This window comes from Exiguobacterium sp. Leaf196, from assembly GCF_001423965.1.
Lineage (GTDB): Bacteria > Bacillota > Bacilli > Exiguobacteriales > Exiguobacteriaceae > Exiguobacterium_A.
Map to the genome: position 1 here is coordinate 646,218 of NZ_LMPV01000001.1, position 25,502 is coordinate 671,719.

Sequence of the window (25,502 nt, forward strand, 5' to 3'; positions counted from 1 at the left end):
TTTTACAAGAATAAATTTCCTAATCTTATTTGAATGTAATATTGAAATAATTTGAGTATAAATTATGTAATAAATAAGAATATTGTTACTTGATTTCCCAAAAAATAAAAAGTATTCTTAAACCACCTATTTTAATTAATATACTAACTCAATGTACGTTTGCTGCACTTAATGGGGAGATATTTTTAGGATTCAAATTATATGAGAATTAATATTAAAAACTCTTGCAGTATTTCATTTCAATCTTTAAATCAAAATTTTTTATTTATTTTTATCATTTCAAGAATCGCATTCATAGATATTTTGTTTCTAATAAATGGATCAAGTCGATAAAAAGCTTTGACCATTATCAGTTAATGTATAGTTTGATTTGAGTTTTTTTATGGTTTACATATCATAACTTTACTTTTGTAACTTTTAATTTTTTGAATATATATTTTTGTTTATACAATATTGATAATACTTTTTAAGTCCGATTTTCAGAGTGTTCATATGTTGTTTTATAAATTTAGGCTATCTCAATTTTATAATTTTATTTGTCTTAAATATGGAATACGAAAATATATATTTAAAAATATTGAGTTATCAAAGAATGGTAAAAACTATTTTCTTATTATTAATAGATTTATTCACAAAGGAGTAAATTTTTTATGACAAATGGAATTTCAGATTATCTGATTCGTGAAGGATTTTTTGCAAAAGAACTACCTTCAGAATTTAATAGTAAAAAACTTTCTGAAATATATAATATTCTTGATTTAACAAAATCAAAACTTTCAAAAAATATTTTTAATAAAAAGTCTAAACTTATAAATTTTTCAATTCCTAAAAAAGGTCATTTTCGAAGAACTGCTGCAGTTCCTCACCCTTTAAATTTCATTAGATTAGCTAATTCAATAAATGAAGGGTGGAACGAAATAGAAGAACATTATGAAAAGTCTAATATTTCAATTTCTAAAATTATTTTTAAAGATGAAAAGCTTGTTACTGAGCATTCATTTGACTATAAAAAAGATTTAAGAATAAAATATCTAGCTACAAACAGATATATACTAGTAGTAGACATAAATAGATATTATCCTAGCATTTATACTCATACAATACCTTGGTGTCTACATACTAAAGAAGTTGCAAAAGTAAATTTTAACAATGATTCATTACTAGGGAACAATTTAGATATGCATATTAGAAACATGCAAGATGGTCAAACTATGGGGATACCTATTGGTCCGTTAACTTCTGTTGTAATTCAAGAGATTATTGGTACTACCATTGATAATGAATTTAAAAAAATTATGGGTAGAGAAATTCCTGGATTTAGATATACAGATGATATAGAGTACTTTTTTACAACACATGAAGAAGCAAGTAAAGCACTGAGCGTAATTACTAAGATTTTAAAGGAGTACAATTTAGACATAAATATAGAAAAAACTGGGATAAAAAAAATTCCTTTAGAAATAGAGGCAGAATGGGTTTATCATTTTGTAAACTATAAATTTATAAAAACGCCTAAATCCGAATTTTTTATAGACATTCAAAGAAAACAAATAGTTGAATACTTCAATTTAATTTTTAAATTTCAATCTAATATTAATGAAAAAGGAATTTCAAAGTTCGCAATAAAATTATTCCATAATAAAAATATTGTTCATAGAGAGAATTGGAAGATTTTTAACTCTCTCTTAATGCAAGCAGTACAAGTTGATTCTTCAATTATGCCTGATGTATTTAGAATAATAGAGAATTATAAATATAAAGGTTATGAAATACAATTAGATTTAATGGAGTTATTTGTAAATTCCCTAATCGAAGAAAATTGTTTGATCAATAATGATTATGAAATTATATGGTCATTAAGTCTAGCTAACAAATTCGATTTAAAAATTAATGAAAAAGCTGCTTATCTATTAAGTTATTACGAAAATGCCTTAGTAAACATTTTAGTTTTAATACTTAATGATAAAAGCCTAATTCATAATTCAATAAATTTTGAACCATATGAAAAAATTATTGTTAATAACGATTTATATGATGAAAATTGGCTATTTTTTTATGAATGTTGTAAAAATAATTGGTTAAATAAATCAATAGAAGATTTAAATGACGATAGATTTTTCATGCAACTTTACACAAATGATTTAAGTTTTATATCTCCAAATATATCCTTAGGAAAAGTAGAAGTATCACAAGTAATATGTGAAAGATGTATCATAGAATATACAAAAGATAGAAACAGAAGCTTGGATGAAATCTTTAATGAATTTTCTAGAGAATATGGAATTTCGATTGATGATAATCATCGAATTGAAATAATAGATATGTGTAAAGAAGTTATATGTGAAAAAATAGAAGAGATTGAAAGCATAGAAGAATCAACGAGTATTGGAACAGAAAAAATTGACGAACCATCTCCAGACTTACAAACTGAAGAAAGATCACATGAATTAGCAAATAATCAAGCTATGGAAAAACAAATAAACAACGACAAATTAGTGGAGTATGTGAAAAATGAGATTGAGTCTAAATATCATATTAATTTGAGCGACGACAATCATTTAAATCAATGGAGAAAAATATTCTTTAACAGTGATTTTGAAATTACAAGTATATCTTCTCTTCATGAAATAGGTAATTGGTCCTAATTTGAATAAAATAAAAATACAAATCAAAAGTTCCGCTGATTTTTTAAATTTTATATGACATATATATGAAATAAAAAGTTGCGATATTATCCTTTTTCAGAAGAAATGCGACAGATAAAAATATTAAATCTTATTAACAGTTGTCTCTTTAGTTTTGTCCTTAAACTATTAAAAGACCGATAATAATCCATTAGGTAATTTTTTCATTTGAGTCAACCTTTCAACTTAATAAAACTTTTTCCTGAATCCACCAGTAGATAAGGGAGAAGGAGATGATGTCATGGCACGCTGTACGAATTGTCAGTATAAGTTCAACACAAAAGAAGTACTCGCTGTCAGTGTTGCGATACATGGGAAAGGCAAGACGTGTCCGAACTGTGGCGTGAAACAATACATGTCTCGAAAGTCACAATCTTATCTTTCACTCGGGAATATCAGTCTCTTGTTTGTCCTGTTCTTACCGTTTCTGATTCGATTGAGCGACCGGGAAGAATCCATGATATAAGCTGTCGGTTACCTCAATTTCATGAAACTTTTTCCTGAATCCACCAGTAGATAAGGAAGAAGGAGATGGTCAGATGGTACGTTGTACGAATTGCCAATATAAGTTCAAAACGAAAGAAGTGCTCGTTGTCGGATTTGCGAAACATGGGAAAGCGTGTCCGAACTGCGGCGTGAAGCAATACATTTCAAAAGACTCGCAACATTACTTATCGCTCGGATACGTCAGTCTATTGTTCGTCTTGATTCTACCGTTCGTCATCAAACTAAGCGATAAAGAAGAGACGATTTGGTAAAGCATTACGCACATGCTTGAAAACGACAGGTAGCGCGTTTCATTTTATACTCAGGACAAAGGAGTTGAAATGCATGCAAACCGTATATGATGCAATCGTACAAAATGCAGCAGGAGAAACTGTTTCGCTAAGTGATTATGCTGGACGAGTCCTCGTGATCGTCAACACAGCAAGTAAGTGTGGGCTCGTCAAACAACTTGGCGAACTACAGGCATTGTACGATAAATATGACGAGCAGGGAGTCACGGTGCTCGGATTTCCGTGCGATCAATTCAATCAGCAGGAGTTCGCGAGTCAGGAAGAGACGATGCAGTTCTGTCAGCTGAACTATGGCGTGACGTTTCCGATGTTTCAGAAGATCGACGTCAATGGACCGGACGAGCATCCGCTTTATACGTTCTTGAAGAAAGAACAGTCCGGCTTGCTGTCGTCGAAAATCAAATGGAACTACACGAAGTTCCTCGTCGACCGGAAAGGACAGGTCGTCAAGCGCTTCAGTCCAATCGACTCTGTCCAGTCGATTGAAAAGACGCTGCCTGTTTATGTATAATAAAGGGAACCGTTTAGCGCGAGTCGTTGCAGCGGGACGAAGAAATACCCTACCTTTGGCGAGGTAGGGCTTTTTTATGTCATTCAGCGTTGAACGAATCAAATGAATACGTGACAATCGCATCACTTCGTTTATGTCCGAGGTCGATCAAGACTGGTGGCCGGGGAGACAAGATATGAAAATCCTGTTCGAACGCACGGAGCCAGTAATGGACCCAGTCTTTCGCAGGATTGAGTCCCATCCGTTCACGCGCAAACGTCAGTAGTTTAGAGTCGGTCAGCGTCAGAAGTGGAATCGGATTGATCTCGACGTCTTCTTTTAATTCATAGAGGTCCGGTGAACGAAGCAGAATCGCATCCGCCTCGAAGGTCAATCGGAAGTAATTGCAACTGTAGTCACCAACGATGACCATCGTCTCCTCCGTATGCCCACGGAAATGAAATATCAATCTGTTACCATTTGCGACATCCATCAAGAACTGATCGAGTCCGATGTTGTAATCCTCGCGAAATTGTAGTTTTTCAAGCGTGATTTCTTGCATGATTTAGCCTCCTGTCCGAGTTTGTCGTTCTTCTATCAAAACGGTTTGGCGCGTTGCTAGGCGAGACGAACTGATTAATAAGACGATACCGAGTAACAATAACGAGATCCCGAACCAAGCCGTGCCACTTAACTGTTCGCCGAGGACGAACACACCGAGCAAGGCAGCCGTCAATGGCTCACCGAGCGAGAGCGTGACGGCAGTCGACGACGGTACGTTCGATAGCCCTTTTGCGAATAACCAGTAAGCAAGCCCGGTTGCAACGACGCCGAGATGGAGGCTGATTCCGGCTCCTCGTGGCGTGACTAACCACGAGAGATCAAATAAGAAGAGCAGAGGTGACAACAGCAAGGCGCTCGTCGTAAAGATGACGGCAACGACCGACAGCGGCGTGTGTGTCTTGACAAGATCACGACTGACGAACGTATACCCGGCAAACGATAGTCCGGCACCAAGTGCAAGAACGATCCCAATTGGATCAATCGCGACCGTCCCTTGATTGTTCAGAAGCAATAGACAACCGGTGATCGATAATCCGGTTGAAGCCCACCACAGCAACGCCGGACGTTTTTTTAAGAACAGCCACTCGATGCATCCGGAGAAGATTGGTGCGCTACCAATCGCAACGACGGTACCGACAGCGACACCCGTCATTAAAACAGCCGAGAAGAACAAGGGCTGGTAAGCTGCCATGCTGACGGCAGCAAGTAAAATCGTCCGCAGTGGCCAGTCACGCAATGTCAGCTTTCCTTTTAGGAAGACGAGACAGAGCAAGAACAGTCCGCCGACAGCAAGACGAACGGCACCAATTGCAATCGGGTGTGCATCTTCTGGCGCAAAGGCTTGTGAGGTCCCAGTCGTACCCCAAAAGATCGCAGCGAGTAATATGAGTAACATCGATGATGATTTAGACATGGGTCACCTCGTCATTTTTTGAATGATATTAGAACGAGAATACCACAGAACGAGTAGGATGGAATACACCAAATAATTGAAAAAATGGTATGGTGTATAGGGTGAAGTCGTATCATTCACGAATACGAAACGAAAAGGATGGGACCCATGAAAGAAATGAACCAAATCGAAGCGGTACTTGACGTCTTATCACAAAAAATTAATCACGGGTCGACCTTTATTCAGCGGCGATACGATACAGGAGTCGCTCAATTCAATTTGAATGATCCGGTGGCGGAACAGGCGATTCAGTCATTTGAAAAACAATTCAAGCTAACGTTACCAAGTGAATATAAGACATTCCTTCGTTTACATGACGGAGCGGAGTTGTTCATGATTCAAGGTCTTGGCATCGAACTCTATCCGCTTGAAAAAGTCATTGAAATGACGATCCAGGCTAAAGAGGACGACCTGATCCATGAAGACTACGATCATTTCTTGATGATTGGCGAAATGAACGAAGGATACGTCTTGATCCATACGGAAGATGCGAAGACGGAGGAGACGCCGTATATGCACTGGATGTTTCATGAGTTGTCGACAGAGGAAACTGACCAAATCGGACAGAACTTCGGCACATTCCTCGAATATGCGATCATTGCGCAAGGGGATATGTTCTGGGAGTTCAAGGAGTTCTCGATTGCAACAGATGCTTATTATGTAGAGGACCATAATTCCGAAGAGGAAGTGAGCAAACCTCGACCAATTCGCTTCGTCGACTCGGTTCGCGTTGAAATCGAGTATCCGATTGCGAAGCGGGATGCGTATTTCTCAGTTAAGATTTTCGAAGGGAAACAAGATAAAGAAAGTCTCGGCGCTAGCTACGACTCGGATGCGCGCTTTGAAAAAGTGATGCAATCGGTTCGAGAATATTTAATGGCAGAGCGATTCCAGTATTCGTCGATCAAGGTCTTTCAAACGGAACATCGATTTTGGCAAAACGAGGACGAGACGGGTGATCCTTTGATTCGCAACCATAATCCACAACGGCAAGGACTGCGTTTCGACGGGTACCGTGCCTTCGTCGAGGAGCCACCGCGTCCATTTCCAGGATGGGAGTAACTCAGCAATTTCTTTATACAGAATGGAGTCTTATAGATGAAAAAATGGTTGTTGATCCCTATGATTCTTTGTTTGACCGGTTGTATGATCCAACCGCAAAGTGGAAGTGAGACGAATGAGACATCCTTCAAAGGGACTACGAAAGAGGGACTCGTCTTTGAATACAAATTGACGAACACAGGAGACCATGCATTTGATGTCGTAGCTCGCTCTGGGCATTTGTTGAATGTCGTCGTTCGTGAGAGCAAATCAAGGACTGTCGTCTTCGATTCAAGAAAGCAACAGAGTAAAACAAGCCAACAAAAGAAACGCGTCAAAGCATCAGAAACCGTCGTTCTCAAACAAACGGTACAAGGCGGTACGATCGAGCCGGGTACATATGATATCGAATATCTCGTTGAGGAGAAAGAAAAGAATAGCGACAGTTCTAGTTCAGTAGAGGATATGGAAGAGAAATTAAAATGATTTACGCTCTGGTGAACGACTTCTTTTAAAAATATCTTAGAGCCTCATACAGGTTCCGGTACGAATGATGCTATTAGTAACATGAGATGTAAAAAGTGGTTTCATAGGAAGCTGATTTTTGTCCTTTAGGCAACTAACGGGTGAAAATCAGCTTTTTGTTTATTAATGATACTATGCGACGCTGCTCTATCAACTGACGATTGATCAACCCTAGGTCCACGAATCCCATTGCTCCTTGAAACGATCGGTCGCGACCAAGTCTGTTCCTTACTCGATTTTTCAAAAGAGATGGTCAGCGAAGCCCGCAGGAAATCTGCTGATCCATCCTGAAAAAGAAGAAAAGAACTTTATTATTGTATATAGAAATTTAATTTCAAAATTAAATAAAAAATATTGAATTAAAATTTCTTAATTGTATAATAAAGGGAGGGATAACAGAAAGGGTGAAGCAGATGTTAGATCAGTTAGCAACGGAACGTCGAAATGAGCGCACGATGCATCTCGACGATATGTCGGTCGAAGATGTGTTGCGCGTGATGAATGCCGAGGATCAGACGGTCGCAACGGTCATTCAAACGCAGATACCAGTCATTGCTGAAGTTGTCAAACACGTCATTACGTCATTTAATGCCGGAGGACGCTTGATTTACATCGGTGCTGGTACGAGCGGGCGGCTCGGGATTCTTGATGCAGCAGAATGTGTACCGACGTTCGGGGTCTCACCAGACATGGTCGTCGGTTTGATTGCTGGTGGCGAACGCGCGTTAATCAAAGCGGTCGAGGGAGCAGAGGATAGTCGGACGCTTGCCGTCGACGATTTGAAAGCGCTCCAGCTAGAAGCACGTGATACGGTCATCGGGATCGCAGCAAGCGGTCGGACGCCGTATGTCATCGGCGGGCTTGATTACGCGAAGGAAGTCGGAGCGGTGACGGCAGCGATTTCTTGCAACACGGATGCGGTCATCAGTGGGCACGCACGCTATGCGATTGAAGTCGAAACAGGTCCGGAAGTCTTGACGGGGTCAACAAGACTAAAGGCTGGAACGGCACAAAAGCTCGTCTTGAACATGGTTTCGACAGCGGCGATGATCGGTGTCGGCAAGGTCTATCAAAACCTGATGGTCGACGTCCAGTCAACGAACGAAAAACTGGAGATTCGGGCGAAGCGGATGATCCGTGAGGCGACAGGAGTCGATGCCGTAACGGCGGAGCGTGTCTTCCATGAAGCACACGGGCACGTCAAGACGGCGATCGTCATGATTCTCGCAAATGTTCCGCATGCGGAAGCCGTCGAACGATTACAGCAAGCGAACGGATTTGTCCGAGACGCACTCTAAGGGGGAAACACGATGAAGAAGGAAGAAGTGCTGGCACACGCGATTCTCGAGCACGTCGGTGGAAAAGATAATCTCCGGCAGCTTGCGCACTGTATGACGCGAGTTCGTTTATCGTTAAAGGATCCGACGCAAGCCAATATCGATGCGTTAAAGCGGATTGATGGGGTCATGGGGGTCATCGATGACGAGACGTTACAAATCGTTGTCGGTCCGGGAACGGTCAATCGGGTAGCCGACCACTTAAGTCGCGAAACAGGACTCGCGATCGGGGAAGAGTCCGTTGATCCGAACTTGACGCCAGAAGAACGAGCTGCCGTCGAACGGCAAAAAGTAAAAGCAAAACAACAGTCACCGTTCAAACGCTTCTTGCGCCGAATCGGGAACATCTTCATTCCGCTCATTCCGGGACTCGTCGCTTCGGGGATCATCAACGGCGGTGCGAACTTTGCTAAGAATGCGGGTGTCGACGAAACACAGACATGGATGCAGATTTTACTCTTGATCGGTGGGACGGTCTTTGCATATCTCGCAATCCTTGTCGGATGGAATACGGCGAAGGAGTTCGGCGGCACGCCGGTGCTCGGGGCGATTGCTGGTGGGATTCTATTCAACCCCGTGCTTGCGGACATCACGATTTACGGGGAACCGCTTGTTCCGGGCAGGGGCGGTTTGTTTGGGGTCATCTTTGCCGCGTGGTTGATGACGTATCTTGAGAAACACATCCGTCGTTTCATGTTCGCATCGATCGACATCATCTTTACGCCACTATTGACGGTGTTGATCGTCGGATTCGCCTCGCTGTATGCGATCATGCCGGTGGCTGGACTGTTGTCAGACGGTATCATGAAAGCAATCAATGCCGTACTTGAGGTTGGTGGACCACTTGCTGGGGCAGTACTTGCCGGCTTCTTCCTACCACTCGTCATGGTCGGTCTCCATCACGGACTAACGCCAATCCACCTTGAATTCTTGAATACGATCGGCAACACGCCACTCTTACCGATTCTTGCGATGGCAGGAGCAGGTCAAGTCGGGGCAGCGATGGCGATCTTCGTTAAAACGCGTAACCCGCGTTTGCGTAACATCATCAAGGGTGCGATTCCAGTTGGTTTCCTTGGAATCGGTGAACCGTTGTTATACGGGGTCACGTTGCCACTTGGTCGACCGTTCGTAACGGCATGTCTCGGGGCAGCGGTCGGTGGTGCCTTCCAAGCGACGATGAAGACTACAGCACTTGGTGTCGGCGTATCCGGTTTATCGTTAACACCGTTGATCGATAACGGAATGTACTTGACGTATATCGGTGGTCTCGTCATCTCATACGTCGCAGGCTTCCTGTTCACGTACTGGTTCGGTTTCAAAGAAGAGATGGCAGACGGTATTTAAAGTAATGAAAAGCAGTTGAATCCTTCGAAAAAGAAGGAATCAGCTGCTTTTTCCCTAAGTAGAGAAGTGAAGGAGTGAGTCGATGAAAGGATTATCGATCTATTTAAATGAACCGATCACGGATGAGACGAATGAGTGGTTGCAGCGGATGCGCACCGTCGGCTTTACGTCGCTCTTTACATCGCTTCATATCCCTGAGGATGATTCCTCACTGTACGTCGAACGCTTGCAAGCGCTCGGTCGTGTAGCAAAGACACTCGGGTATGAGCTCGTAGCGGACATCGCACCGGCGTCACTTGCGACGCTCGGCAAGACGTGGGAGACGGCAGCGACGCTAACGGACTGGGGTGTCACCGGACTGCGGCTTGATTACGGCATCAGTCCGCAACAAATCGCGACATTATCGAACCAGATGATGGTCGCACTCAATGCCAGTACCTTAACGGCAGACGAATTAACTGAGATGAAGGCACATGGTCTGCAACTCGAACGTACGGAAGCGTGGCATAACTTTTATCCGCGACCGGAAACCGGACTCGACCGGACGTGGTTTGACGAAAAAAATGCCTGGTTGCAGGCGCAAGGATTACGCGTCCAAGCATTCATACCGGGCGACGGAACACTTCGCGGACCGTTATTCGAGACGTTACCGACACTTGAAGACCATCGGGGAGTGGCACCGTTCGCAAGTTATCTGGACTTAATAGCGACTGTCGACCGAATCCTTGTCGGCGATCCACGGTTGACGGAAGCGACGATTCGGCAATTTGAAGCAGAGCAAGACGGAGTCATCGTACTTCGGGCATTCGCGAACGGACGACAAGAACAACGGGATACGGAAACGAATCGATTTGATCCGGCGCGGGATGTCATTCGATCCGTTGAATCGCGCATGAGTCCGTCGACGATTGATCTAACACCGCAAGATCCGTCTGCCCGCCCGCTTGGGACGATCACGATTGATAATGAACGCTACGGGCGATACGCCGGTGAGGTGCAAATCACGAAGTGCGATCTTTCGGCAGATGAACGGATTAATGTCCTTGGACGCGTGATTGCAGAAGATCGTCCTTTGATTGCGTTACTTGGTCCAGGAAGTAAATTCCGGATTGACTGGGTGGCGCCATGAGGCAGATCGTTGCCGAGCGCTTCGCCTATCTATACCGAGGGGAATTGTTCACGGTCATCACGATTTTACCACTCAGCTGGTTTGGTAATCGTGTCTTTCCGCAACTTCAATTATTTGAACTCAGTGCATTTTGGATGTCACTGTTTTTGTTCGAACTGTTGTTGATTCAGGGGGCTTGGTATTGGTATAGCAAGTGGAGACGTCTGAAGAAAGAAGGAACGTCGAATACCCCGAAACCGGTCGTCCGACGATTACGCCACTGTCGTGTCATCAATATTATTCTAATCGTTCTGACGACGTGCACGTTCGGAATCGACTGGATTCGTTTTCAATCTGAGCTTCCGGTGTATGGATTACGAATCACCTTGTTTTTATATATTTTTGCGATTCTTGAATATATCAATTATTTCCATATCCAACTGATGTACGATAACCGGTCGGATGTGCAATACTTAATACGGAATCGACGTTTGAAACGATCAGCATTGAATAAGGATATGCAACGACTTCGTAAAGTAGTCTAAGGGTTCATAGAAAATAGGAGGGATTGTATGCTCGATATGCTCATTCGTGGCTATCGAAAGTTAAGGAAGTTAAGAGGGCGTTAAGAGGGAGGATACTATCGATGAAGTGGATCAATCGACCGACACGTATCGAACAAGAGACACCGTTACGCTTCATGACGGATCCGGATACGGATTTTTGGCGCAACACACATTATCAGTTTAATCGTCAGACGGGGCATGCGTTGTTGCAGGATGCTCCAAATGGAGAATTCAAATGCCGGATTGAAGTGAAATTAAAACCGAATGCTACATATGATCAAGCGGGGATTTTACTATATGTGAACGATGACCACTGGGTGAAAGTCTCGGCTGAGTTCATTCCGGATGGTCCATCTCATCTGGGTGCCGTCGTGACGAGCTTTGGGTACTCGGACTGGTCGTGTCGGGATGTCGACAATACACTATTTGATGCGCCGCTCGTCTTTGAACTTCATTATCTCAATCAAGACGTCACGTTGTATCACATAACAGGAGAGTACAAAGAGCAACTCCGGATTGCACACTTACATGACGTGACCGATTTGAAGATCGGACCGTACGCCTGTAGCCCGGATGTAGAAGCGGCAGGATGTGAAGTAGAGATATTGAATTTAACATTAGAGAAAGTCGTTGAATAAAACATCAAAAAAGTGGGGCGATGCTATACATCGCTCCACTTTTTTTAAGAAATTGTTAAAAAGAAGGCGGATTAAAACTGAGCCGCTTTTTCTGGCATCGGACCCGTATACAACGATTGTGGTCTAAAGATTCGATTGTCTCCTGCTTGTTCAAGGATGTGTGCCGTCCAACCGATGATGCGGCTAGATGTGAACGTCGGTGTGAACAGTTCTTTCGGAATATCGAGTCCTTTTAAGACGGCTGCCGCAAAGAACTCAACGTTCGTATAGAGTTTTCTGCCCGGTTTGTACTCTTCGAGTAAATCAATTGCTGTTTGCTCCATTTGTGTAATCAGATTGAACCAATCGCTCTCTTGTGCGAGATCTTTTGAGACGACTTTTAAGGCTTCTGAACGCGGATCGCGTGTTTTATAGACGCGGTGACCAAAGCCCATCAATTTTTCGCCTTTTTCTAATTTGTTCCGGATCCACGGTTCGATGTTGTCAATCGTTCCGATCTCATCAATCATCTCAATGACTTCTGACGGGGCACCACCATGAAGCGGTCCTTTCATGGAGCCAATCGCAGCACAGACGCCAGAAATTATTTCCGATTCCGTCGAAACGACGACACGGGAAGCGAACGTCGAAGCATTCATACCGTGTTCAATTGTTAGGATCAGATACGCTGTCAGCGCTTTAATCTCAACGTCACTTGGTAATTGTCCCTTGATCATATAGATATAATTCGCGACGTGATCAAGTTCCGGATTCGGTTCAATGAAGTCAGCGCCTTGATTTTTTTGATACTTATAGGCGATGATCGTTGGTAAGAGTGCCGTTAAGTGCATCGCTTGATCGATTGTTGGTGGCCAAGCGAAAGCGGGTGTACCAAGCGCCGAGATTGCTGTTCGCATCGTACTCATGACATCCATCTCGTTCGGCAATGTATCGAGAATCGTCTTTACGTAAGAAGGAAGTTCACGATAGCTTGTCATCTGTTCCTTGAATGTCAAAAGTTCCGATTCAGTCGGGAATGCACCGTTCCAGATGAAATACGCCACTTCTTCGAATGAATAAGATAATTCGAGTTCCTTTGCCCAGTGTCCACGATAGATAAGATGACCTAATGTTCCATCGACTAAACCGATTTGTGTTTCAGCAGCAATGACGCCTTCGAGTCCTTTTTTGTATTCCATCTTCAACACTCCTTTTCTAATACCTACTGTCAGTATGACTTACAACGATATCAAATCACCAGTTATTTGAATGCGTTTCCAAAATTATTCTTTGAAGCGCTATGATTAGAGTGCATTCTGTTTCATGAAACAAATCAAATAGATAGTAGCTATGAAGGAGTACATATGAATAAAGCCATGATTATTCGCTTATTAGGATTTTTCTTTGTATTGAATGTCTTTTTAATGATCGATTTGTTCTTATCGATGAGCCGAACGATTCTTGAACCGCTGGGACTAGTCGTTGCTTCATTAATTTTGTTCGTTCCTATTAAACGACTTAAGACCTTAGAGGACGAAACGCTGTCGGTTTTCAAATCAAGTCTAGCTGTCCTAGTAGAGGTGCTCTTGATGGGCGTATTGTTCTCACCTATCGTATTTATCTTCGGATAGGTGATCCTTTATCTATCAGAACAAAAAGAAACCGGGACAGTATGAATGTCCCGGTCTTCTTCATGCCAAAAACGTATCCAATTGGTCTTGGCGTTTATCAATCATAATCTGAGCCTTTGGAATGTTAGCACCTTGTAACACGTTAATCGTATCTCGGAGAAATTCATCACTACCAACGATGTAGAACAAACCTTCCTTGTCCGCTGTCATCGCTTTGACAGCATCGTAGTAGGCAGAGCGACTCTCGACATAAGCGTGACCAAACTGCTCATGTGAAGAAAGCTGAGTCTTGAATAGTTCAGTTCGCGTAGAATCGACGTTCAACGAGTGTAGATGAGGAACGCCACTTCTATCAGCCTGATGTTGCAAGATGATCGGGCGAAACGTTGCCAGACCGACGCCTGCTGAGAGTAAGTACACCGTACGATTTTCCCGGCGTAGTGGAATGTTCGAATGCGTCTTAAACAAAGCAATCTTCTCACCCATTTTCAGCTGCTGAAGTGTCTGCTTAAAGACGGAACATGCCGGTTTGATCCGTGTCGTAATCCCAATCGTTCCTTCATGAGGGAGCGTCGAAATCGACATATGCCGGATCAGACTGCGGTTCGGCTTTTCGTCTGCATTAAAACCTTCCAGTGCCATATGCGTGTGTGCGCCTTCCTCCCAAACGAAATCATCCGGGCGTTTCAAATGAAACGTATAGGTATGTTCGCCCTCTTGCGTCACTTGTTCTAGTGGTAGCCAATCGATCTGCATCGTTCATTCCTCATTTCTATTAAGTATCAATATACAGCAATTGGACCATACGGACCTTCGATGATCTCAAGCCGTGTCTCGAAAATCTCGGATAATAGCGCTTCATCCATGACTTCGGCGACCGTTCCGAAGGCAGCAATTTGTCCGTCCTTCATCGCACAGATGTGATCAGCGTATTTCGCAGCAAAATTGATATCGTGCAAGACGGTGATGATCGTCCGTCCAAACGTATCGGCGACGTGTCGCAGGTACCCCATCATCTGGACCGAACGGGCGATATCGAGATTATTGAGGGGTTCGTCGAGTAGAATGTATTCCGTTTCCTGGCAGAGTACCATCGCGACATAGGCCCGTTGTCGCTGTCCGCCCGATAATTCGTCGAGGTAGCGGTTCTCAAGCGACGTCAGCTCGAGAAAATCGATATATTTCGAGATGATCGTTTCGTCGTCCGCTGTCAGGCGACCTTGTGAGTAGGGGAACCGTCCGAAGCCGACGAGCTGCCGGACCGTCAGCCGGGTCACGAAATGATTTTCCTGCCGCAGGATGGTGATGATCTTTGCTAAGTCTTTCGATTTGCTACTTGTCACGTCCATCCCGGCGACTTCGATCTGTCCGGCATCGAGATCCAGCAAACGACCGATCATCATCAACGTCGTCGACTTGCCAGCGCCGTTTGGACCAATCAAAGCCGTGAAACCGCCTTTTGGAATCGTTAAGTCGATTGGACCGATTCTGACATCGTCTGTATACGATTTTTTAACTTGTTCGAGTGATATCATAGGGACCTCTTTCTAAGCAACACGATAAGGAAAATCAGCCCGCCGAACAGTTCGATGATGACGGAGACGACGCTTGGCGTGTTGAAAATGTGATACATGAAGAAATAGGCAGTCGTTAAAACGAAGAAGCCGATTGCGAATGCCATCGGGAAAACATATTTATGATCGTATGTCGCAGCGACTTGATAACTGAGCGTCGCCACTAAGAAACCAAAGAACGTCAATGGTCCGATCAGAGCCGTCGACATCGACATCAGGAGTGAAATCAAAATCAAGAAGTAGATGACACTGCCGCGATGATTGACACCGAACGATGTCGCGACCTCTTTTCCGAGTGCGACGACGTTGAGTCGTCCGGACGAAAAGTAGAGCAACAGACCAACGACGAGGACGACCGGAATGACGATCGGGAAGTAAGCTGCGTCGGCATTCGTGACCGAACCGAACAGGCGCGCTTGTAAGATATCGAACTCGGACGGCGCGAGCATCTTTCGCATGAATGACGACAGCGAGTTGAGACCAGTACCGAGAATGATTCCGACGAGTAACATCAATTGCAAGTTCGCGTACTTACCAGACAATAACCATCCGTATAACAAGAGGCTCATCGCGAGCATGATCGCGACCTGTGTCAAAAAGGCGCTCGTGCCGGTAAAGCCAACGAGTGCTCCCGCACCGAAGAAAAAGATCATCGATGTCTGGATCGTTGAGTAAAGGGCATCAAAACCAAGCAGGGACGGTGTGATGATCCGGTTGCTCGTGATCGAATGAAAGGCGACGGTCGCGAGACTTTGGCAAATTGCTGCAATCGCCATCGTGATGACTGCCGTGATCCGGCGTTCGACGACCGGCCAAAAGGACGGAGAATCAACCGGGACCGGATTATTGTAGAGCAAGAGACCAATCGTACTGAACACTCCGCCGCTAAGGAACAGGATGAGGAGAATCCAGTAGCGGCGCTCGAGTCGTTTCGACTGAAAGGCAGACGCCCGGCGATTGGTTTCACGTGTAACGCTCGGTTGATTTCTTGTATGTTCTTGTTGTCTAATCGCGGTACTCATCTGACACCTCCAGTCTTCCGCCGACGTAACAGAATGATGATGAAGACTGCTGCTCCGACCGTTCCGAGAATCAAGGAGACCGGCAGTTCAAACGGGCGGATGATCGTGCGTGAAATCAGATCACTAATTAGAATCGTTGCCATGCCAATCAGACAGACCCACGGCAAATTACTACGAAGATCGTCACCGCGAAACATCGAGACGATGTTCGGAACGATCAAGCCGAGGAAGGGCAAATTGCCAATGACAGTCGCGACGACACCGACGGATAGGGCAATTAGTCCGGTCGCAATCAGCATCAGCCGGTTGTAGTTGACACCAAGACTCGTCGCAATGTCTTCGCCAAGCCCAACGAGCGTCAAGCGACTCGCAAGGAAGAAGATACAGACCGTGACTCCGATGATGATCCAGAGATACTCGTAGCGACCGATCTGAACGGACGCGAACGAACCGACGAACCAGCCTTCGATTGCCTGACTGGCACGGAAGAACAAGCCGAGGAACGTCGAAATCGCAGAGATGACGGCTCCGAGCATCAGACCAATGATTGGGACGATTAATGATGACCGCAGTCGGACCGAACGGAGAAACCAGAAGAAGACCATCGTCCCGATGAATGCAAAAAGAATAGCACCGGTCATCCGCATCATTAGCGACGGTGCCGGAATGAGTAAGTAGACGGCTAACAGTCCGAGTCCTGCCCATTCGATCGTTCCTGTCGTCGTTGGTTCAACGAGCCGGTTTTGCGTGATCAGTTGCATGACAAGTCCTGCCATCGCCATCGCAGCACCGGTCAGCATCAAGGCGAGCGTCCGCGGAACGCGCGTGATCCAGAACATATCGAAATCGTTCGCGGCACTCCGTAGTTCGTAGACGCCCGTGAAGAGGGACGCCGTAGCGAGCGCTAAGACGAGACATAAGGTCAAGACGAACGGCTTCGTCCAAACGACAGAAAAGGAAGGTCGAGCGGGTGGCTCAACTCTTCCATTCATTTGTTGCTGTGCATGTGCCATTACTTCTTGAGCGCTTTCGCGATGTCAGTGAAGAATTCCGAGTACGTCTGAATCGATTCATTTAAGTACGTATCTTTTGGTGCATAGACGATGTTGTCGTCTTTGATTGCTTTCGTTTTTTGCAGAGCAGGCGCACGGTCGATGACATCTTGCGCCGGTACGGCACCTTCTGCGTTTCCGAGTGGCGCGTCACGGTCAAGGACGAGTAGCCAGTCCGGGTTACTTTGAGCGATCGCTTCGACCGAGACTTCATCACCTTGATCGTTCCCTGATTTTTGTTTAACTTCGAGGGCTGGTTTCCAGTCGAACAAATCATACATCGGTCCGAAGACACGTCCACTCATCGGCGCTGAGAATCCAATATCGCCACCCGAGACGATGACCGACATGACGCTGTCCTGTCCGTTGTACGATTTTTTGACGTCTTTGATCGATTGCTCGAGTGTCGTCACGAGCTGATCCGCTTCTTGTTTTTTATCGAAGATCTGTCCGAGTGTCTCTGTCGTATCTTCAAGTCCTTTGACGAGTAACTCACCTGGCGTACCAGAGTCTTCCGGCAATGCGATGTCAAGATCGATGACAGCGGCGTTTGGAACGAGTTTTTTGATGTCTTCATAATGATCAGCGAAACGCTGCCCGACGATGACGACGTCCGGATTGACACCAGCGATCGCTTCGAGGTTCGGTTCGAAGTGCATGCCGACATCGACGATATCCTTATCTTTTGCATAAGGTGACTCAGCCGGGAGCAGTCCGACTGGTGCTGCAACAAGTTCGACGTCCCATGCGGCAAGCGTCTCAAATGTCCGGTTATCGAGTGCGACGACTTTCTTCGGATCAACCGGAACGTTGACCGTTCCATGTGCGTCTTTGATTTTGATCGTCTTTGGTGCCTCGGCGTCCTTCTTCGTGTCTGCTTCTCCTGCGTTCCCGCATGCTGCGAGTAAAACAGCAAGCGAACTCACGACGAGTGGTGTTTTCCATTTCCCCATGATGACTCAGCTCCTCATATTTGATTTGATAACACATAAATCACGGATTGAGCAGCAGATGGATTATGTATGTCTACGTGATTAATCTGTTCTCAATAAGTGATAATGATTATCATTGTCATGTTCACTGAGAATCATAGCAAACGAATTCGGAAGACGCAACGCCATTTTCCAAGGAATTACCTGGAACAGTTTTTTACTTCTATAAACTATACAAAAATAAAAAATGATAATCCTTCTCATTTGGATGTAGAAATAGGACCATCGGACGCTTTTGAGCGACAGAGGTTTAGACGACTTCAAAAAGAGAAAGTGGTAATATATGTATCAAATTTTCAAATCAGAGACACCGCAGAAGACGACTTTGAAATGAGGTGCTGTATGAATCAACCATTTGAAGAATTGAAGATGTATCAAAATTTTGATGAGCTCGCAGACGATGTACTCGATTTCGCAAAAGAGATTTTACCGGATCAGATGTTGTACTTATCAGCAATCGAAGCAGGACAACAACGGATGTTAAAGATTGCAAACGATAAAGCAGATATTCCGATGGTAGAAGGCATGCAGATTGAATTGAACCAATCATTATGTAAACTGGTTGATTTCGAGACGAAACAGCCGGTCGTCCTCGAAGATATTCCGAACGCGGAACAACTCGGCGACTGGCGAAAAGGCTTGGAGGAGGCTCACGTCCGGTCCTACTTAGGGATTCCGATCGTCTTGACGAGCGGAGAGACGTTCGGCACGTTATGTGCAATCAATAATCGGGTCAGCTTGTATGAACAGAAGAATGTTCAGCTATTGCAACGGATCGTTCGACTCTTCTTGTACTATCTGGAGCTTGAGCGTCATGCTTGGAAGGATGCGTTGACAGGACTGCATAATCGGCGTTACTTAACGAAGCAGTTCGAGGATCATCCCGGACAGACAGGAGCGGTGTTCTTCCTTGATCTCGATGGCTTTAAGCAAGTCAACGACGTCTTTGGACACGAGACGGGGGACATTGTTTTGCAAGAGGTCGCGCAACGTCTGCGACAGTTCGTGCGCGAACAAGACGATGCGATGGCCGTGCGCCTAGGAGGCGATGAGTTCATCCTCCATTTCGGTCATGCTGATTCAAGGGAAGGGTGGGAGCGACTCGCGAAGCGGATCGTCACTTCGTTAAGTGAGTGGGAAACAGACTACCGAGTGTCAACAAGTATCGGGATTGTGATATATGACACCGAATTTCGTCCAGAATTAAAAGTCTTGCTACAGCAGGCAGATGTCGCGCTATATGCCGCTAAGTCGTCAGGAAAGAATACGTATCAGTTTTATGAGATGGCGAAGAAATGACGAAATATTAAAAGACCTGACGCTTCTGAGTCTTCACAGAAACGATCAGGTCTTTTTAATTGCTATGTAGGCGATGGACGATCCGAATGATGTCTTTTTTCGGACGGTCAGGAAACCTGAGACACAACGTCTCGACACACTTCACAGCATCCTCATTCTCTAACAAGCGGAGGGCTTCCTTTACGACTGGATCATGTGATTCGGTGACTTCGGAAGATTTAGCAGTCAAATCTCCTGATTGATGAATCAGGTAAAACAATACCGTATGTACGGACACAAGTACGATTTTCGTCGCGAGAGAAATCGTGATGGACTCAATGTAGAGATCCATCCAAAGCAAGACACTTAAACTTACCCAAAAATTCACTACGGCAAAGAGTACGTTCGAGATAGGGCGCTTAAAAAGTCCACCGAACGCACGCATCGTTCCGTCGAAGATGACGCTAACAAGTAGACTCGCGAGATAGAAACATAAGAGAAACACAAGGCAACCAACGAACGAGTCGTAGGAAACATCTCCGACGGATAAAATCAGCCCATCGATCATTAGCAAAGGAAGAACTAAGAGGAGAGCGAGAAACACAAGCGAGACGGAGGAAACCAGTCGTGACATAACATCATCCTTTCAATACGAATCGTCTTGTTGCACAAGAGACATATCCTACAGATTAGGATACCGTTTAACGTATTTGATTACAATTATTTACAAAAAAGAGACGTGCTCAGAACGTGGCTCAGTTAATTGTGGAAACCCTGTCAAAAAGCGCTTAAAGTCCAGTCAACATCTTGATTATCCATTGACAATCCTTATCATTCCCTCTTACAATTGAAAATGATTATCAATACAAGTTGGGGGTTCTGCTTACCATGAACGTTAACCGTAAAAAATTACTGATTTCTACCGTCTCGATCCTGTCTTTGACATCATTATTGATCGGCTGCTCGAATCCAGGCGAGTCGACAGGAGAGCGAAAAGATAAAGATACATTGACGCTCGCGTGGCCACGCGATGTTGGAACGATGAACCCACACGTCTATAACCCATCACAACTGTTTGCACAGTCGATGATCTATGAGCCACTCGTCCACTACGGCGAAGGTGGAAAGCTTGAGCCATACTTAGCCTCATCTTGGAAGATTTCTGAAGACGGAAAAACGTATACGTTCACGCTCCGTGACGGCGTCAAGTTCTCAGACGGTTCGACGTTCGACGCAGCCATCGTCAAAAAGAATTTTGATGCGATCCTTAAACAAAAAGCCTTACATAGCTGGCTTGGGTTCATCACGAAAATCGAGAAGACGGAAGCGGTTGATGCGAAGACATTCCGTCTGACATTATCCGAAGCCTATTACCCGACGATTCAGGAACTCGCGGTCGTCCGTCCGGTACGTTTCCTCGGAGAGGCTGGATTCCCGGAGAACGGCGATACATCGAAAGGTGTCAAAAAGGAAGTCGGGACAGGTCCATGGATGCTCGACGAGTACAAACCGGATCAGTACGCGACTTTTAAGGTCAACAAGAACTACTGGGGACCGAAGCCGAACGTCGATCACATCAAGGTCGACATCATCCCGGATGCGGAGACACGTGTCTTAGCACTCGAAAAAGGACAGGTTGATCTGATTTACGGGGAAGGGGCGATCAGCATCGATGCCTTCAACCAGTTGAAGACGGATAAATCGTACAAAACGCAGATGTCTGAACCAGTCGCGACGCGTCTTCTCGTCTTGAATACGAAAAATAAGCGTCTGTCTGACGAACGCGTCCGCCAGGCGCTCCAGCACGGGTTTGATAGAGCCGCTCTTGTCGAAGGCATCACGTCGGGTATAGAAGCACCAGCTGACTACCTGTTGCCACCGAACATGCCGTACACGTCGAACCTGAAAGTGAAGCAACGGGATTATGACGTCAAGGAAGCGAATCGTCTTCTTGACGAAGCAGGTTGGAAACTGCCGAAAGGTGAAAAGGTTCGCGTCAAGGACGGTCAACCGCTGCAAATCGGGATGATGTATGATGCGGCAGAGCAGGTCCAAAAGGCAATGGCCGAAACACTCCAGTCGGAATGGTCGAAAATCGGCGTCGAGCTGAAGACGGAAGCTGTCGAATTACCGGATCAAGTCCAGCGCTTCAAGGACAACCGATTTGACATCAACTTCTACAGCAACTTCGGTGCACCGTATGATCCGCATACGTTCGTGAACCTGATTGATACGGATGGCTTCGGCTTCAAGGAAGCGATTTCGGCTTATCCGAATAAAGAACAACTGTTGCAAGAAATCAAAGATGTTCTGAAGACAACGGACGAGACGAAGCGTCAGAAGATGTACGCCGATATTCTGCCATCACTCCAAGATCAAGGGGCATTGATTCCGATTTCGTACTTGAAGAAGATGGCAATCTATCAGTCGGACGTGACGAACTTCCAGTTCCCGGCGAACCGGGATGAGAGTCCATTTGCTCGGATCGGCATTAAGTAAAGGAGGGATGACATGGGGGTCTTCCTCGTCAAACGCATATTATCCATCATCCCGATTTTGTTACTGGCGGTCTTGATTCTGACAGGGTTGATTCATTTGTCACCAGTTGATCCGGCACAGGCATATCTGTCCGCTGCTCATATCCAACCGACGGATGAACTACTCGCTGCCAAACGAGCAGAATTCGGACTCGATCAACCGTTCTACCAACAATACTTCGATGCCGTCATCCGCTTGGCGCAGCTCGATTTCGGAACATCGTATCTTTCCGGAAAACCGGTCCTTGAAGATGTCTTACTCCGCTTACCGCCAACGGTCGAGCTGGCAGTGACGAGTCTACTGCTCGCACTCGTCATCAGTATCCCGCTCGGGTTCCTTGCTGGGATCAAGAAGAATGGTTTCTTTGACCATCTCAGTCGGGCAATCGCCTTCATCGGTGCTTCAATCCCGTCGTTTTGGCTCGGGTATCTGTTCATCTTCTTCTTTGCCGTAAAGCTGGATTGGTTCCCGGTCGGGGGAACGGGAAGTGTGATGCACTTGATCTTACCGGCATTGACGCTCGCCTTTCCGTTGATTGCCTTGTATACACGATTGCTCCGTGGCAGTGTGATTGAAGCATTGAACGAACCGTATGTCTTGTTTGCCCGGACACGTGGATTAAAGGAAGGACGGATTCTTGGGAAACACGTTCTTCGGATGGCGATTCCGCCGATGATCACGGGTCTTGGAATGAACCTCGGAAAGTTGCTGACGGGAACGATCATCGTCGAGACCGTCTTCTCGTGGCCAGGCTTCGGTCGCTACTTCATCGAAGCGATCTTTGACCGGGATATGCCGGTCATCCAAGGATACGTCTTTCTCGCGGCCCTCGTCTTCATCGGTAGCAGTTTGCTCGTCGACATCATTCAAGCTGTGCTCGATCCACGCCTAGCGAAAAAAGGAGGGACGGTATGAATACTCCACTTCCAGCAACGATGATCCGGTCGCGGTATACGCCGCTTCTTTATCTCTGTGCCCTCGTCTTAATCGGTATGGCAGGCATTGCGTTGTTCGCGCCATGGATCGCGCCGCATGATCCGAATCTCGTCGACTTGACGCAAAAGCTCCATGGTCCGTCGTCAGCCTATCCGCTCGGAACCGACCAGCTCGGACGCTGTCTCTTATCGCGCTTGATTTACGGCGCGCGGATTTCACTCGGCTGTGCCGTGTTGATCTTCATCGCCTCACTTGCGATTGGACTGTTCGTCGGAACACTTGCCGGTTACCGTGGTGGCTGGGTCGACCAACTCTTGATGCGTCTGTGTGATGGTGTAATGGCATTTCCGAGTCTGATTCTCGTCCTCGGTCTCGTCGGTATCTTCGGTCCAGGTCTCAAGCAGGTCATCATCGCCTTGATGCTCGTCCAGTGGGTCTACTACGCGCGAATGTTTCGCGGGATGGTCATGACGTTGAAGACAGAAGCGTTCATCGCCGCTGCTCGCGTCAACGGTTCGTCTTCGTGGAAAATCATCCGGACGCACATCCTGCCGAACATCTTACCACCGCTGCTCGTCATCGGGACGCTTGAGATGGGCTGGGCGATCATGGATATCTCGGCGATGTCGTTCCTCGGGCTTGGTGTCCAGTCACCAACTGCCGAGTGGGGGGCAATGATTCACGAAGGAAAATCGTACATCCGGACGAATCCGGAATTGATGATTTATCCGGGACTTGCGATCATGCTCGTCATCATCAGCTTTAACCTAGTAGGAGAACAGTTAGCAGAACGACTCGGTGTATCAAAAACGATGAAATGAGAGGAGGTGCCCGTATCGAACCGATTTTAGCTGTCGACGGTCTGACCGTCCGTACGAAACAACAAGTGACACTGATTGAAGAGGTATCATTCTCGATTCATGCTGGACAGATTCTTGGTCTTGTCGGAGAGAGTGGTTGTGGGAAGACGGTGACGAGTCTCGCTTTGATGCGTCTGCTCAATCCGCAGACGACAGACGTCACCGGTGACATCCAACTGAATGGCAGATCAATCATGTCTCTATCCGAACGAACCGTCCGAACGATTCGAGGCGGTGAGATTGCGTTCATCATGCAAAATCCGATGAGTGCCTTCACACCGGTCTACTCGATCGGGCACCAGATGATCGAGACAATTCAGACCCATTCACGTTGTTCAAAACGTGAAGCGAAACAACAAGCGATGACGGCACTCGAAGAAGTCAATCTGACGGATGCCGCCCGGTTGCTCAAAGCTTATCCGTTCGAACTGAGTGGCGGTATGTTGCAACGGATCATGATCGCCTTAGCCGTTGCCCTGCGCCCAAGCGTCTTGATTGCCGACGAACCGACGACGGCACTCGATGTCTTCAATCAGAAGACGGTTCTTGAATTACTCGAACGGATGCGGGCGACTTACGGAACGGCGATGTTACTCATCTCGCATGATCTCGGTGTGATCGCTGAACTTGCAGACGATGTCCTCGTCATGCAGCAAGGACGGATCGTTGAGCAAGCAGATGTTTTTGAATTATTTGATCGACCGCAACATCCGTATACACAGTCACTTCTTGCACAGCATCTAGGAAGGGAGGCGTTCGGATGAGTCTCTTGCAGATCGATCAAGTCTCACACGTCTATAAACGCCGGTTTCAACCAGCAAAGACCGTCTTACACGATGTCTCATTGACGCTTGAAGCGGGACGCTGTCTCGGCTTGCTCGGGTCGAGTGGTGCCGGGAAAAGTACGCTCGGACGATTGTTGCTCGGACTCGAACGCCCAACGACCGGAACGATTTGGTTCAATGGTGTCGATCGCCACGCGACAAAACGACCATTTCAAGGTGACGTCCAAGTCGTCTTTCAGGACTCGTTTGCTGCCGTCAATCCGAAACTGACAGCGGCTGATATCATTGCGGAACCGCTCGATAACTTCATTCGTTTAAAGGGAAATGCGCGGCAACAACGCTTAATGACGTTAATCGAACAAGTCGGGCTCAAGGCGACGGATCTGACAAAATATCCGGCGCAGTTCAGTGGTGGGCAACTACAGCGAATCGCGATTGCGCGAGCGATTGCTGCTGAACCACGTCTGATCGTTTTAGACGAAGCAGTCAGTAGCCTCGACATGGTCAACAAACGATTGATTCTCGCATTGCTAGCTGACTTGAAACGGCTACACGGTCTAACATATGTCTTCATCACGCATGACATTAAAGCTGCCGAGCAACTTTGCGACAGCTTCGCGATCTTAGAGCAAGGACGCCTCGTCGGGCATTACCCGAGTCTAGTTGCATTTGATGCTGCGACGGATCCTGCCGTTGAACGGATGCGCCAAGCAAAGCTTGCCGTGCATCCAAGGCAACGAACGATTCGAAAGACACAATCAAACAAAGGATAACGGACTGCTGAACGGCTCCGTTATCCTTTTTTA

The 25,502-nt window shown here is 45.9% G+C and carries 27 protein-coding genes; 18 read left to right on the forward strand and 9 right to left on the reverse strand.

Annotated features, from left to right (window positions below; all coding sequences use genetic code 11):
• The first annotated feature begins 650 nt into the window (after window positions 1-650).
• The 4 genes from ASG02_RS03335 to ASG02_RS03350 all read left to right on the forward strand — a co-directional run bounded on the left by ASG02_RS03335 (window position 651) and on the right by ASG02_RS03350 (window position 3,992).
• Window positions 651-2,645: an RNA-directed DNA polymerase gene (locus ASG02_RS03335; protein WP_056060772.1), complete on the forward strand. Its 1,995-nt coding sequence runs from the start codon at window positions 651-653 to the stop codon at window positions 2,643-2,645.
• Between the two features lie 280 nt (window positions 2,646-2,925).
• Window positions 2,926-3,150: a hypothetical protein gene (locus tag ASG02_RS03340; protein WP_056060775.1), complete on the forward strand. Its 225-nt coding sequence runs from the start codon at window positions 2,926-2,928 to the stop codon at window positions 3,148-3,150.
• 73 nt (window positions 3,151-3,223) lie between these two features.
• Window positions 3,224-3,442 (forward strand): hypothetical protein, encoded by a 219-nt coding sequence (locus ASG02_RS03345; RefSeq protein ID WP_056060778.1) that lies wholly within the window; start codon window positions 3,224-3,226, stop codon window positions 3,440-3,442.
• 73 nt (window positions 3,443-3,515) lie between these two features.
• Window positions 3,516-3,992 carry a glutathione peroxidase gene (locus tag ASG02_RS03350; RefSeq protein ID WP_056060779.1) on the forward strand — a complete coding sequence of 159 codons (477 nt, stop codon included), beginning with the start codon at window positions 3,516-3,518 and terminating at the stop codon, window positions 3,990-3,992.
• A 79-nt stretch (window positions 3,993-4,071) separates the two neighbouring features.
• On the opposite strand, the gene ASG02_RS03355 is transcribed toward ASG02_RS03350, so the two are convergent.
• Both ASG02_RS03355 and ASG02_RS03360 read right to left on the reverse strand, forming a co-directional pair.
• Window positions 4,072-4,533: a hypothetical protein gene (locus tag ASG02_RS03355; RefSeq protein ID WP_056060782.1), complete on the reverse strand. Its 462-nt coding sequence runs from the start codon at window positions 4,531-4,533 to the stop codon at window positions 4,072-4,074.
• 3 nt (window positions 4,534-4,536) lie between these two features.
• A complete protein-coding gene (locus tag ASG02_RS03360; RefSeq protein WP_056060786.1) occupies window positions 4,537-5,448 on the reverse strand; it encodes an EamA family transporter in 912 nt (303 codons plus the stop codon).
• 147 nt (window positions 5,449-5,595) lie between these two features.
• Between ASG02_RS03360 and ASG02_RS03365 the strand changes: the two genes are divergently transcribed.
• The 7 genes from ASG02_RS03365 to ASG02_RS03395 all read left to right on the forward strand — a co-directional run bounded on the left by ASG02_RS03365 (window position 5,596) and on the right by ASG02_RS03395 (window position 12,049).
• Complete coding sequence (locus ASG02_RS03365; RefSeq protein WP_235513993.1) at window positions 5,596-6,549, forward strand: SMI1/KNR4 family protein; 954 nt, start codon at window positions 5,596-5,598, stop codon at window positions 6,547-6,549.
• A gap of 36 nt (window positions 6,550-6,585) precedes the next feature.
• On the forward strand, window positions 6,586-7,014 hold the full coding sequence (locus tag ASG02_RS03370; RefSeq protein ID WP_056060788.1) for a BsuPI-related putative proteinase inhibitor: 429 nt from the start codon (window positions 6,586-6,588) through the stop codon (window positions 7,012-7,014).
• 443 nt (window positions 7,015-7,457) lie between these two features.
• On the forward strand, window positions 7,458-8,351 hold the full coding sequence (gene murQ / locus ASG02_RS03375; protein ID WP_255354583.1) for an N-acetylmuramic acid 6-phosphate etherase: 894 nt from the start codon (window positions 7,458-7,460) through the stop codon (window positions 8,349-8,351).
• A gap of 12 nt (window positions 8,352-8,363) precedes the next feature.
• A complete protein-coding gene (locus ASG02_RS03380) occupies window positions 8,364-9,737 on the forward strand; it encodes a PTS transporter subunit EIIC (RefSeq protein ID WP_056060794.1) in 1,374 nt (457 codons plus the stop codon).
• Window positions 9,738-9,819: 82 nt separating this feature from the next.
• On the forward strand, window positions 9,820-10,866 hold the full coding sequence (locus ASG02_RS03385; protein WP_056060795.1) for a DUF871 domain-containing protein: 1,047 nt from the start codon (window positions 9,820-9,822) through the stop codon (window positions 10,864-10,866).
• Window positions 10,863-11,390 (forward strand): hypothetical protein, encoded by a 528-nt coding sequence (locus ASG02_RS03390; RefSeq protein ID WP_056060798.1) that lies wholly within the window; start codon window positions 10,863-10,865, stop codon window positions 11,388-11,390. Before ASG02_RS03385 ends, ASG02_RS03390 begins: the two co-directional genes overlap by 4 nt.
• Before the next feature lie 101 nt (window positions 11,391-11,491).
• The gene (locus ASG02_RS03395) at window positions 11,492-12,049 is read left to right on the forward strand and encodes a DUF1349 domain-containing protein (protein WP_056060801.1); all 558 of its coding nucleotides are present in this window, start codon (window positions 11,492-11,494) and stop codon (window positions 12,047-12,049) included.
• A 71-nt stretch (window positions 12,050-12,120) separates the two neighbouring features.
• Here the strand turns inward: ASG02_RS03395 and ASG02_RS03400 are convergent, their stop codons facing one another.
• The gene (locus ASG02_RS03400) at window positions 12,121-13,227 is read right to left on the reverse strand and encodes a citrate synthase/methylcitrate synthase (protein WP_056060804.1); all 1,107 of its coding nucleotides are present in this window, start codon (window positions 13,225-13,227) and stop codon (window positions 12,121-12,123) included.
• A gap of 165 nt (window positions 13,228-13,392) precedes the next feature.
• On the opposite strand from ASG02_RS03400, the gene ASG02_RS03405 reads away from it, so the two are divergent.
• Complete coding sequence (locus ASG02_RS03405) at window positions 13,393-13,659, forward strand: hypothetical protein (protein WP_056060807.1); 267 nt, start codon at window positions 13,393-13,395, stop codon at window positions 13,657-13,659.
• Window positions 13,660-13,719: 60 nt separating this feature from the next.
• Here ASG02_RS03405 and ASG02_RS03410 read toward each other — a convergent pair whose 3' ends face one another.
• From ASG02_RS03410 to ASG02_RS03430, 5 genes are read right to left on the reverse strand one after another with little or no spacing between them, the layout of a single operon-like run.
• The gene (locus ASG02_RS03410; RefSeq protein ID WP_056060810.1) at window positions 13,720-14,415 is read right to left on the reverse strand and encodes an FAD-dependent oxidoreductase; all 696 of its coding nucleotides are present in this window, start codon (window positions 14,413-14,415) and stop codon (window positions 13,720-13,722) included.
• 26 nt (window positions 14,416-14,441) lie between these two features.
• Complete coding sequence (locus tag ASG02_RS03415) at window positions 14,442-15,194, reverse strand: ABC transporter ATP-binding protein (protein WP_056060813.1); 753 nt, start codon at window positions 15,192-15,194, stop codon at window positions 14,442-14,444.
• A complete protein-coding gene (locus ASG02_RS03420) occupies window positions 15,191-16,255 on the reverse strand; it encodes an iron chelate uptake ABC transporter family permease subunit (RefSeq protein ID WP_035408411.1) in 1,065 nt (354 codons plus the stop codon). Before ASG02_RS03420 ends, ASG02_RS03415 begins: the two co-directional genes overlap by 4 nt.
• Window positions 16,252-17,247, reverse strand: a complete 996-nt coding sequence (locus ASG02_RS03425) for an ABC transporter permease (protein WP_035409660.1) — start codon at window positions 17,245-17,247, stop codon at window positions 16,252-16,254. Before ASG02_RS03425 ends, ASG02_RS03420 begins: the two co-directional genes overlap by 4 nt.
• A 20-nt stretch (window positions 17,248-17,267) precedes the next feature.
• Window positions 17,268-18,260, reverse strand: coding sequence for a siderophore ABC transporter substrate-binding protein (locus tag ASG02_RS03430; RefSeq protein WP_056060816.1), 993 nt, complete (start codon window positions 18,258-18,260; stop codon window positions 17,268-17,270).
• A gap of 381 nt (window positions 18,261-18,641) precedes the next feature.
• Here ASG02_RS03430 and ASG02_RS03435 point away from each other — a divergent pair, with 381 nt between their 5' ends.
• Window positions 18,642-19,598 (forward strand): sensor domain-containing diguanylate cyclase, encoded by a 957-nt coding sequence (locus ASG02_RS03435; RefSeq protein ID WP_056060819.1) that lies wholly within the window; start codon window positions 18,642-18,644, stop codon window positions 19,596-19,598.
• A 55-nt stretch (window positions 19,599-19,653) separates the two neighbouring features.
• Here the strand turns inward: ASG02_RS03435 and ASG02_RS03440 are convergent, their stop codons facing one another.
• Entirely contained in the window at window positions 19,654-20,211 is a 558-nt protein-coding gene (locus tag ASG02_RS03440; protein ID WP_056060822.1) for a hypothetical protein, read from the reverse strand.
• A 254-nt stretch (window positions 20,212-20,465) separates the two neighbouring features.
• Between ASG02_RS03440 and nikA the strand changes: the two genes are divergently transcribed.
• Genes nikA through ASG02_RS03465 form a run of 5 tightly spaced genes read left to right on the forward strand, consistent with a single transcriptional unit; the run spans window position 20,466 to window position 25,469 of the window.
• Window positions 20,466-22,076 carry a nickel ABC transporter substrate-binding protein gene (nikA, locus tag ASG02_RS03445; RefSeq protein ID WP_056060825.1) on the forward strand — a complete coding sequence of 537 codons (1,611 nt, stop codon included), beginning with the start codon at window positions 20,466-20,468 and terminating at the stop codon, window positions 22,074-22,076.
• 12 nt (window positions 22,077-22,088) lie between these two features.
• A complete protein-coding gene (nikB, locus tag ASG02_RS03450; protein WP_056060828.1) occupies window positions 22,089-23,030 on the forward strand; it encodes a nickel ABC transporter permease in 942 nt (313 codons plus the stop codon).
• Complete coding sequence (gene nikC, locus ASG02_RS03455) at window positions 23,027-23,872, forward strand: nickel ABC transporter permease subunit NikC (protein ID WP_082478647.1); 846 nt, start codon at window positions 23,027-23,029, stop codon at window positions 23,870-23,872. The genes nikB and nikC overlap by 4 nt, the downstream gene beginning before the upstream one ends.
• Window positions 23,869-24,675: an ABC transporter ATP-binding protein gene (locus tag ASG02_RS03460; protein ID WP_056060831.1), complete on the forward strand. Its 807-nt coding sequence runs from the start codon at window positions 23,869-23,871 to the stop codon at window positions 24,673-24,675. The genes nikC and ASG02_RS03460 overlap by 4 nt, the downstream gene beginning before the upstream one ends.
• Window positions 24,672-25,469 carry an ABC transporter ATP-binding protein gene (locus ASG02_RS03465; protein WP_056060834.1) on the forward strand — a complete coding sequence of 266 codons (798 nt, stop codon included), beginning with the start codon at window positions 24,672-24,674 and terminating at the stop codon, window positions 25,467-25,469. The genes ASG02_RS03460 and ASG02_RS03465 overlap by 4 nt, the downstream gene beginning before the upstream one ends.
• Window positions 25,470-25,502: the final 33 nt, after the last annotated feature.

Excerpts from the sequence above, each read along its gene's own strand:
- ASG02_RS03420 (WP_035408411.1), bottom strand. The coding sequence starts at position 16,255 with ATGAGTACCGCGATTAGACAACAAGAACATACAAGAAATCAACCGAGC.
- ASG02_RS03405 (WP_056060807.1), top strand. The coding sequence starts at position 13,393 with ATGAATAAAGCCATGATTATTCGCTTATTAGGATTTTTCTTTGTATTG.
- ASG02_RS03335 (WP_056060772.1), top strand. The coding sequence starts at position 651 with ATGACAAATGGAATTTCAGATTATCTGATTCGTGAAGGATTTTTTGCA.
- ASG02_RS03345 (WP_056060778.1), top strand. The coding sequence starts at position 3,224 with ATGGTACGTTGTACGAATTGCCAATATAAGTTCAAAACGAAAGAAGTG.
- nikB (WP_056060828.1), top strand. The coding sequence starts at position 22,089 with ATGGGGGTCTTCCTCGTCAAACGCATATTATCCATCATCCCGATTTTG.
- nikC (WP_082478647.1), top strand. The coding sequence starts at position 23,027 with ATGAATACTCCACTTCCAGCAACGATGATCCGGTCGCGGTATACGCCG.
- ASG02_RS03360 (WP_056060786.1), bottom strand. The coding sequence starts at position 5,448 with ATGTCTAAATCATCATCGATGTTACTCATATTACTCGCTGCGATCTTT.
- ASG02_RS03395 (WP_056060801.1), top strand. The coding sequence starts at position 11,492 with ATGAAGTGGATCAATCGACCGACACGTATCGAACAAGAGACACCGTTA.
- ASG02_RS03415 (WP_056060813.1), bottom strand. The coding sequence starts at position 15,194 with ATGATATCACTCGAACAAGTTAAAAAATCGTATACAGACGATGTCAGA.
- ASG02_RS03430 (WP_056060816.1), bottom strand. The coding sequence starts at position 18,260 with ATGGGGAAATGGAAAACACCACTCGTCGTGAGTTCGCTTGCTGTTTTA.
- ASG02_RS03410 (WP_056060810.1), bottom strand. The coding sequence starts at position 14,415 with ATGCAGATCGATTGGCTACCACTAGAACAAGTGACGCAAGAGGGCGAA.
- ASG02_RS03355 (WP_056060782.1), bottom strand. The coding sequence starts at position 4,533 with ATGCAAGAAATCACGCTTGAAAAACTACAATTTCGCGAGGATTACAAC.
- ASG02_RS03460 (WP_056060831.1), top strand. The coding sequence starts at position 23,869 with ATGAGAGGAGGTGCCCGTATCGAACCGATTTTAGCTGTCGACGGTCTG.
- ASG02_RS03340 (WP_056060775.1), top strand. The coding sequence starts at position 2,926 with ATGGCACGCTGTACGAATTGTCAGTATAAGTTCAACACAAAAGAAGTA.
- ASG02_RS03425 (WP_035409660.1), bottom strand. The coding sequence starts at position 17,247 with ATGAATGGAAGAGTTGAGCCACCCGCTCGACCTTCCTTTTCTGTCGTT.
- ASG02_RS03365 (WP_235513993.1), top strand. The coding sequence starts at position 5,596 with ATGAAAGAAATGAACCAAATCGAAGCGGTACTTGACGTCTTATCACAA.
- ASG02_RS03350 (WP_056060779.1), top strand. The coding sequence starts at position 3,516 with ATGCAAACCGTATATGATGCAATCGTACAAAATGCAGCAGGAGAAACT.
- ASG02_RS03440 (WP_056060822.1), bottom strand. The coding sequence starts at position 20,211 with ATGTCACGACTGGTTTCCTCCGTCTCGCTTGTGTTTCTCGCTCTCCTC.
- ASG02_RS03435 (WP_056060819.1), top strand. The coding sequence starts at position 18,642 with ATGAATCAACCATTTGAAGAATTGAAGATGTATCAAAATTTTGATGAG.
- ASG02_RS03465 (WP_056060834.1), top strand. The coding sequence starts at position 24,672 with ATGAGTCTCTTGCAGATCGATCAAGTCTCACACGTCTATAAACGCCGG.
- nikA (WP_056060825.1), top strand. The coding sequence starts at position 20,466 with ATGAACGTTAACCGTAAAAAATTACTGATTTCTACCGTCTCGATCCTG.
- ASG02_RS03370 (WP_056060788.1), top strand. The coding sequence starts at position 6,586 with ATGAAAAAATGGTTGTTGATCCCTATGATTCTTTGTTTGACCGGTTGT.
- ASG02_RS03400 (WP_056060804.1), bottom strand. The coding sequence starts at position 13,227 with ATGGAATACAAAAAAGGACTCGAAGGCGTCATTGCTGCTGAAACACAA.
- ASG02_RS03385 (WP_056060795.1), top strand. The coding sequence starts at position 9,820 with ATGAAAGGATTATCGATCTATTTAAATGAACCGATCACGGATGAGACG.
- ASG02_RS03380 (WP_056060794.1), top strand. The coding sequence starts at position 8,364 with ATGAAGAAGGAAGAAGTGCTGGCACACGCGATTCTCGAGCACGTCGGT.
- ASG02_RS03390 (WP_056060798.1), top strand. The coding sequence starts at position 10,863 with ATGAGGCAGATCGTTGCCGAGCGCTTCGCCTATCTATACCGAGGGGAA.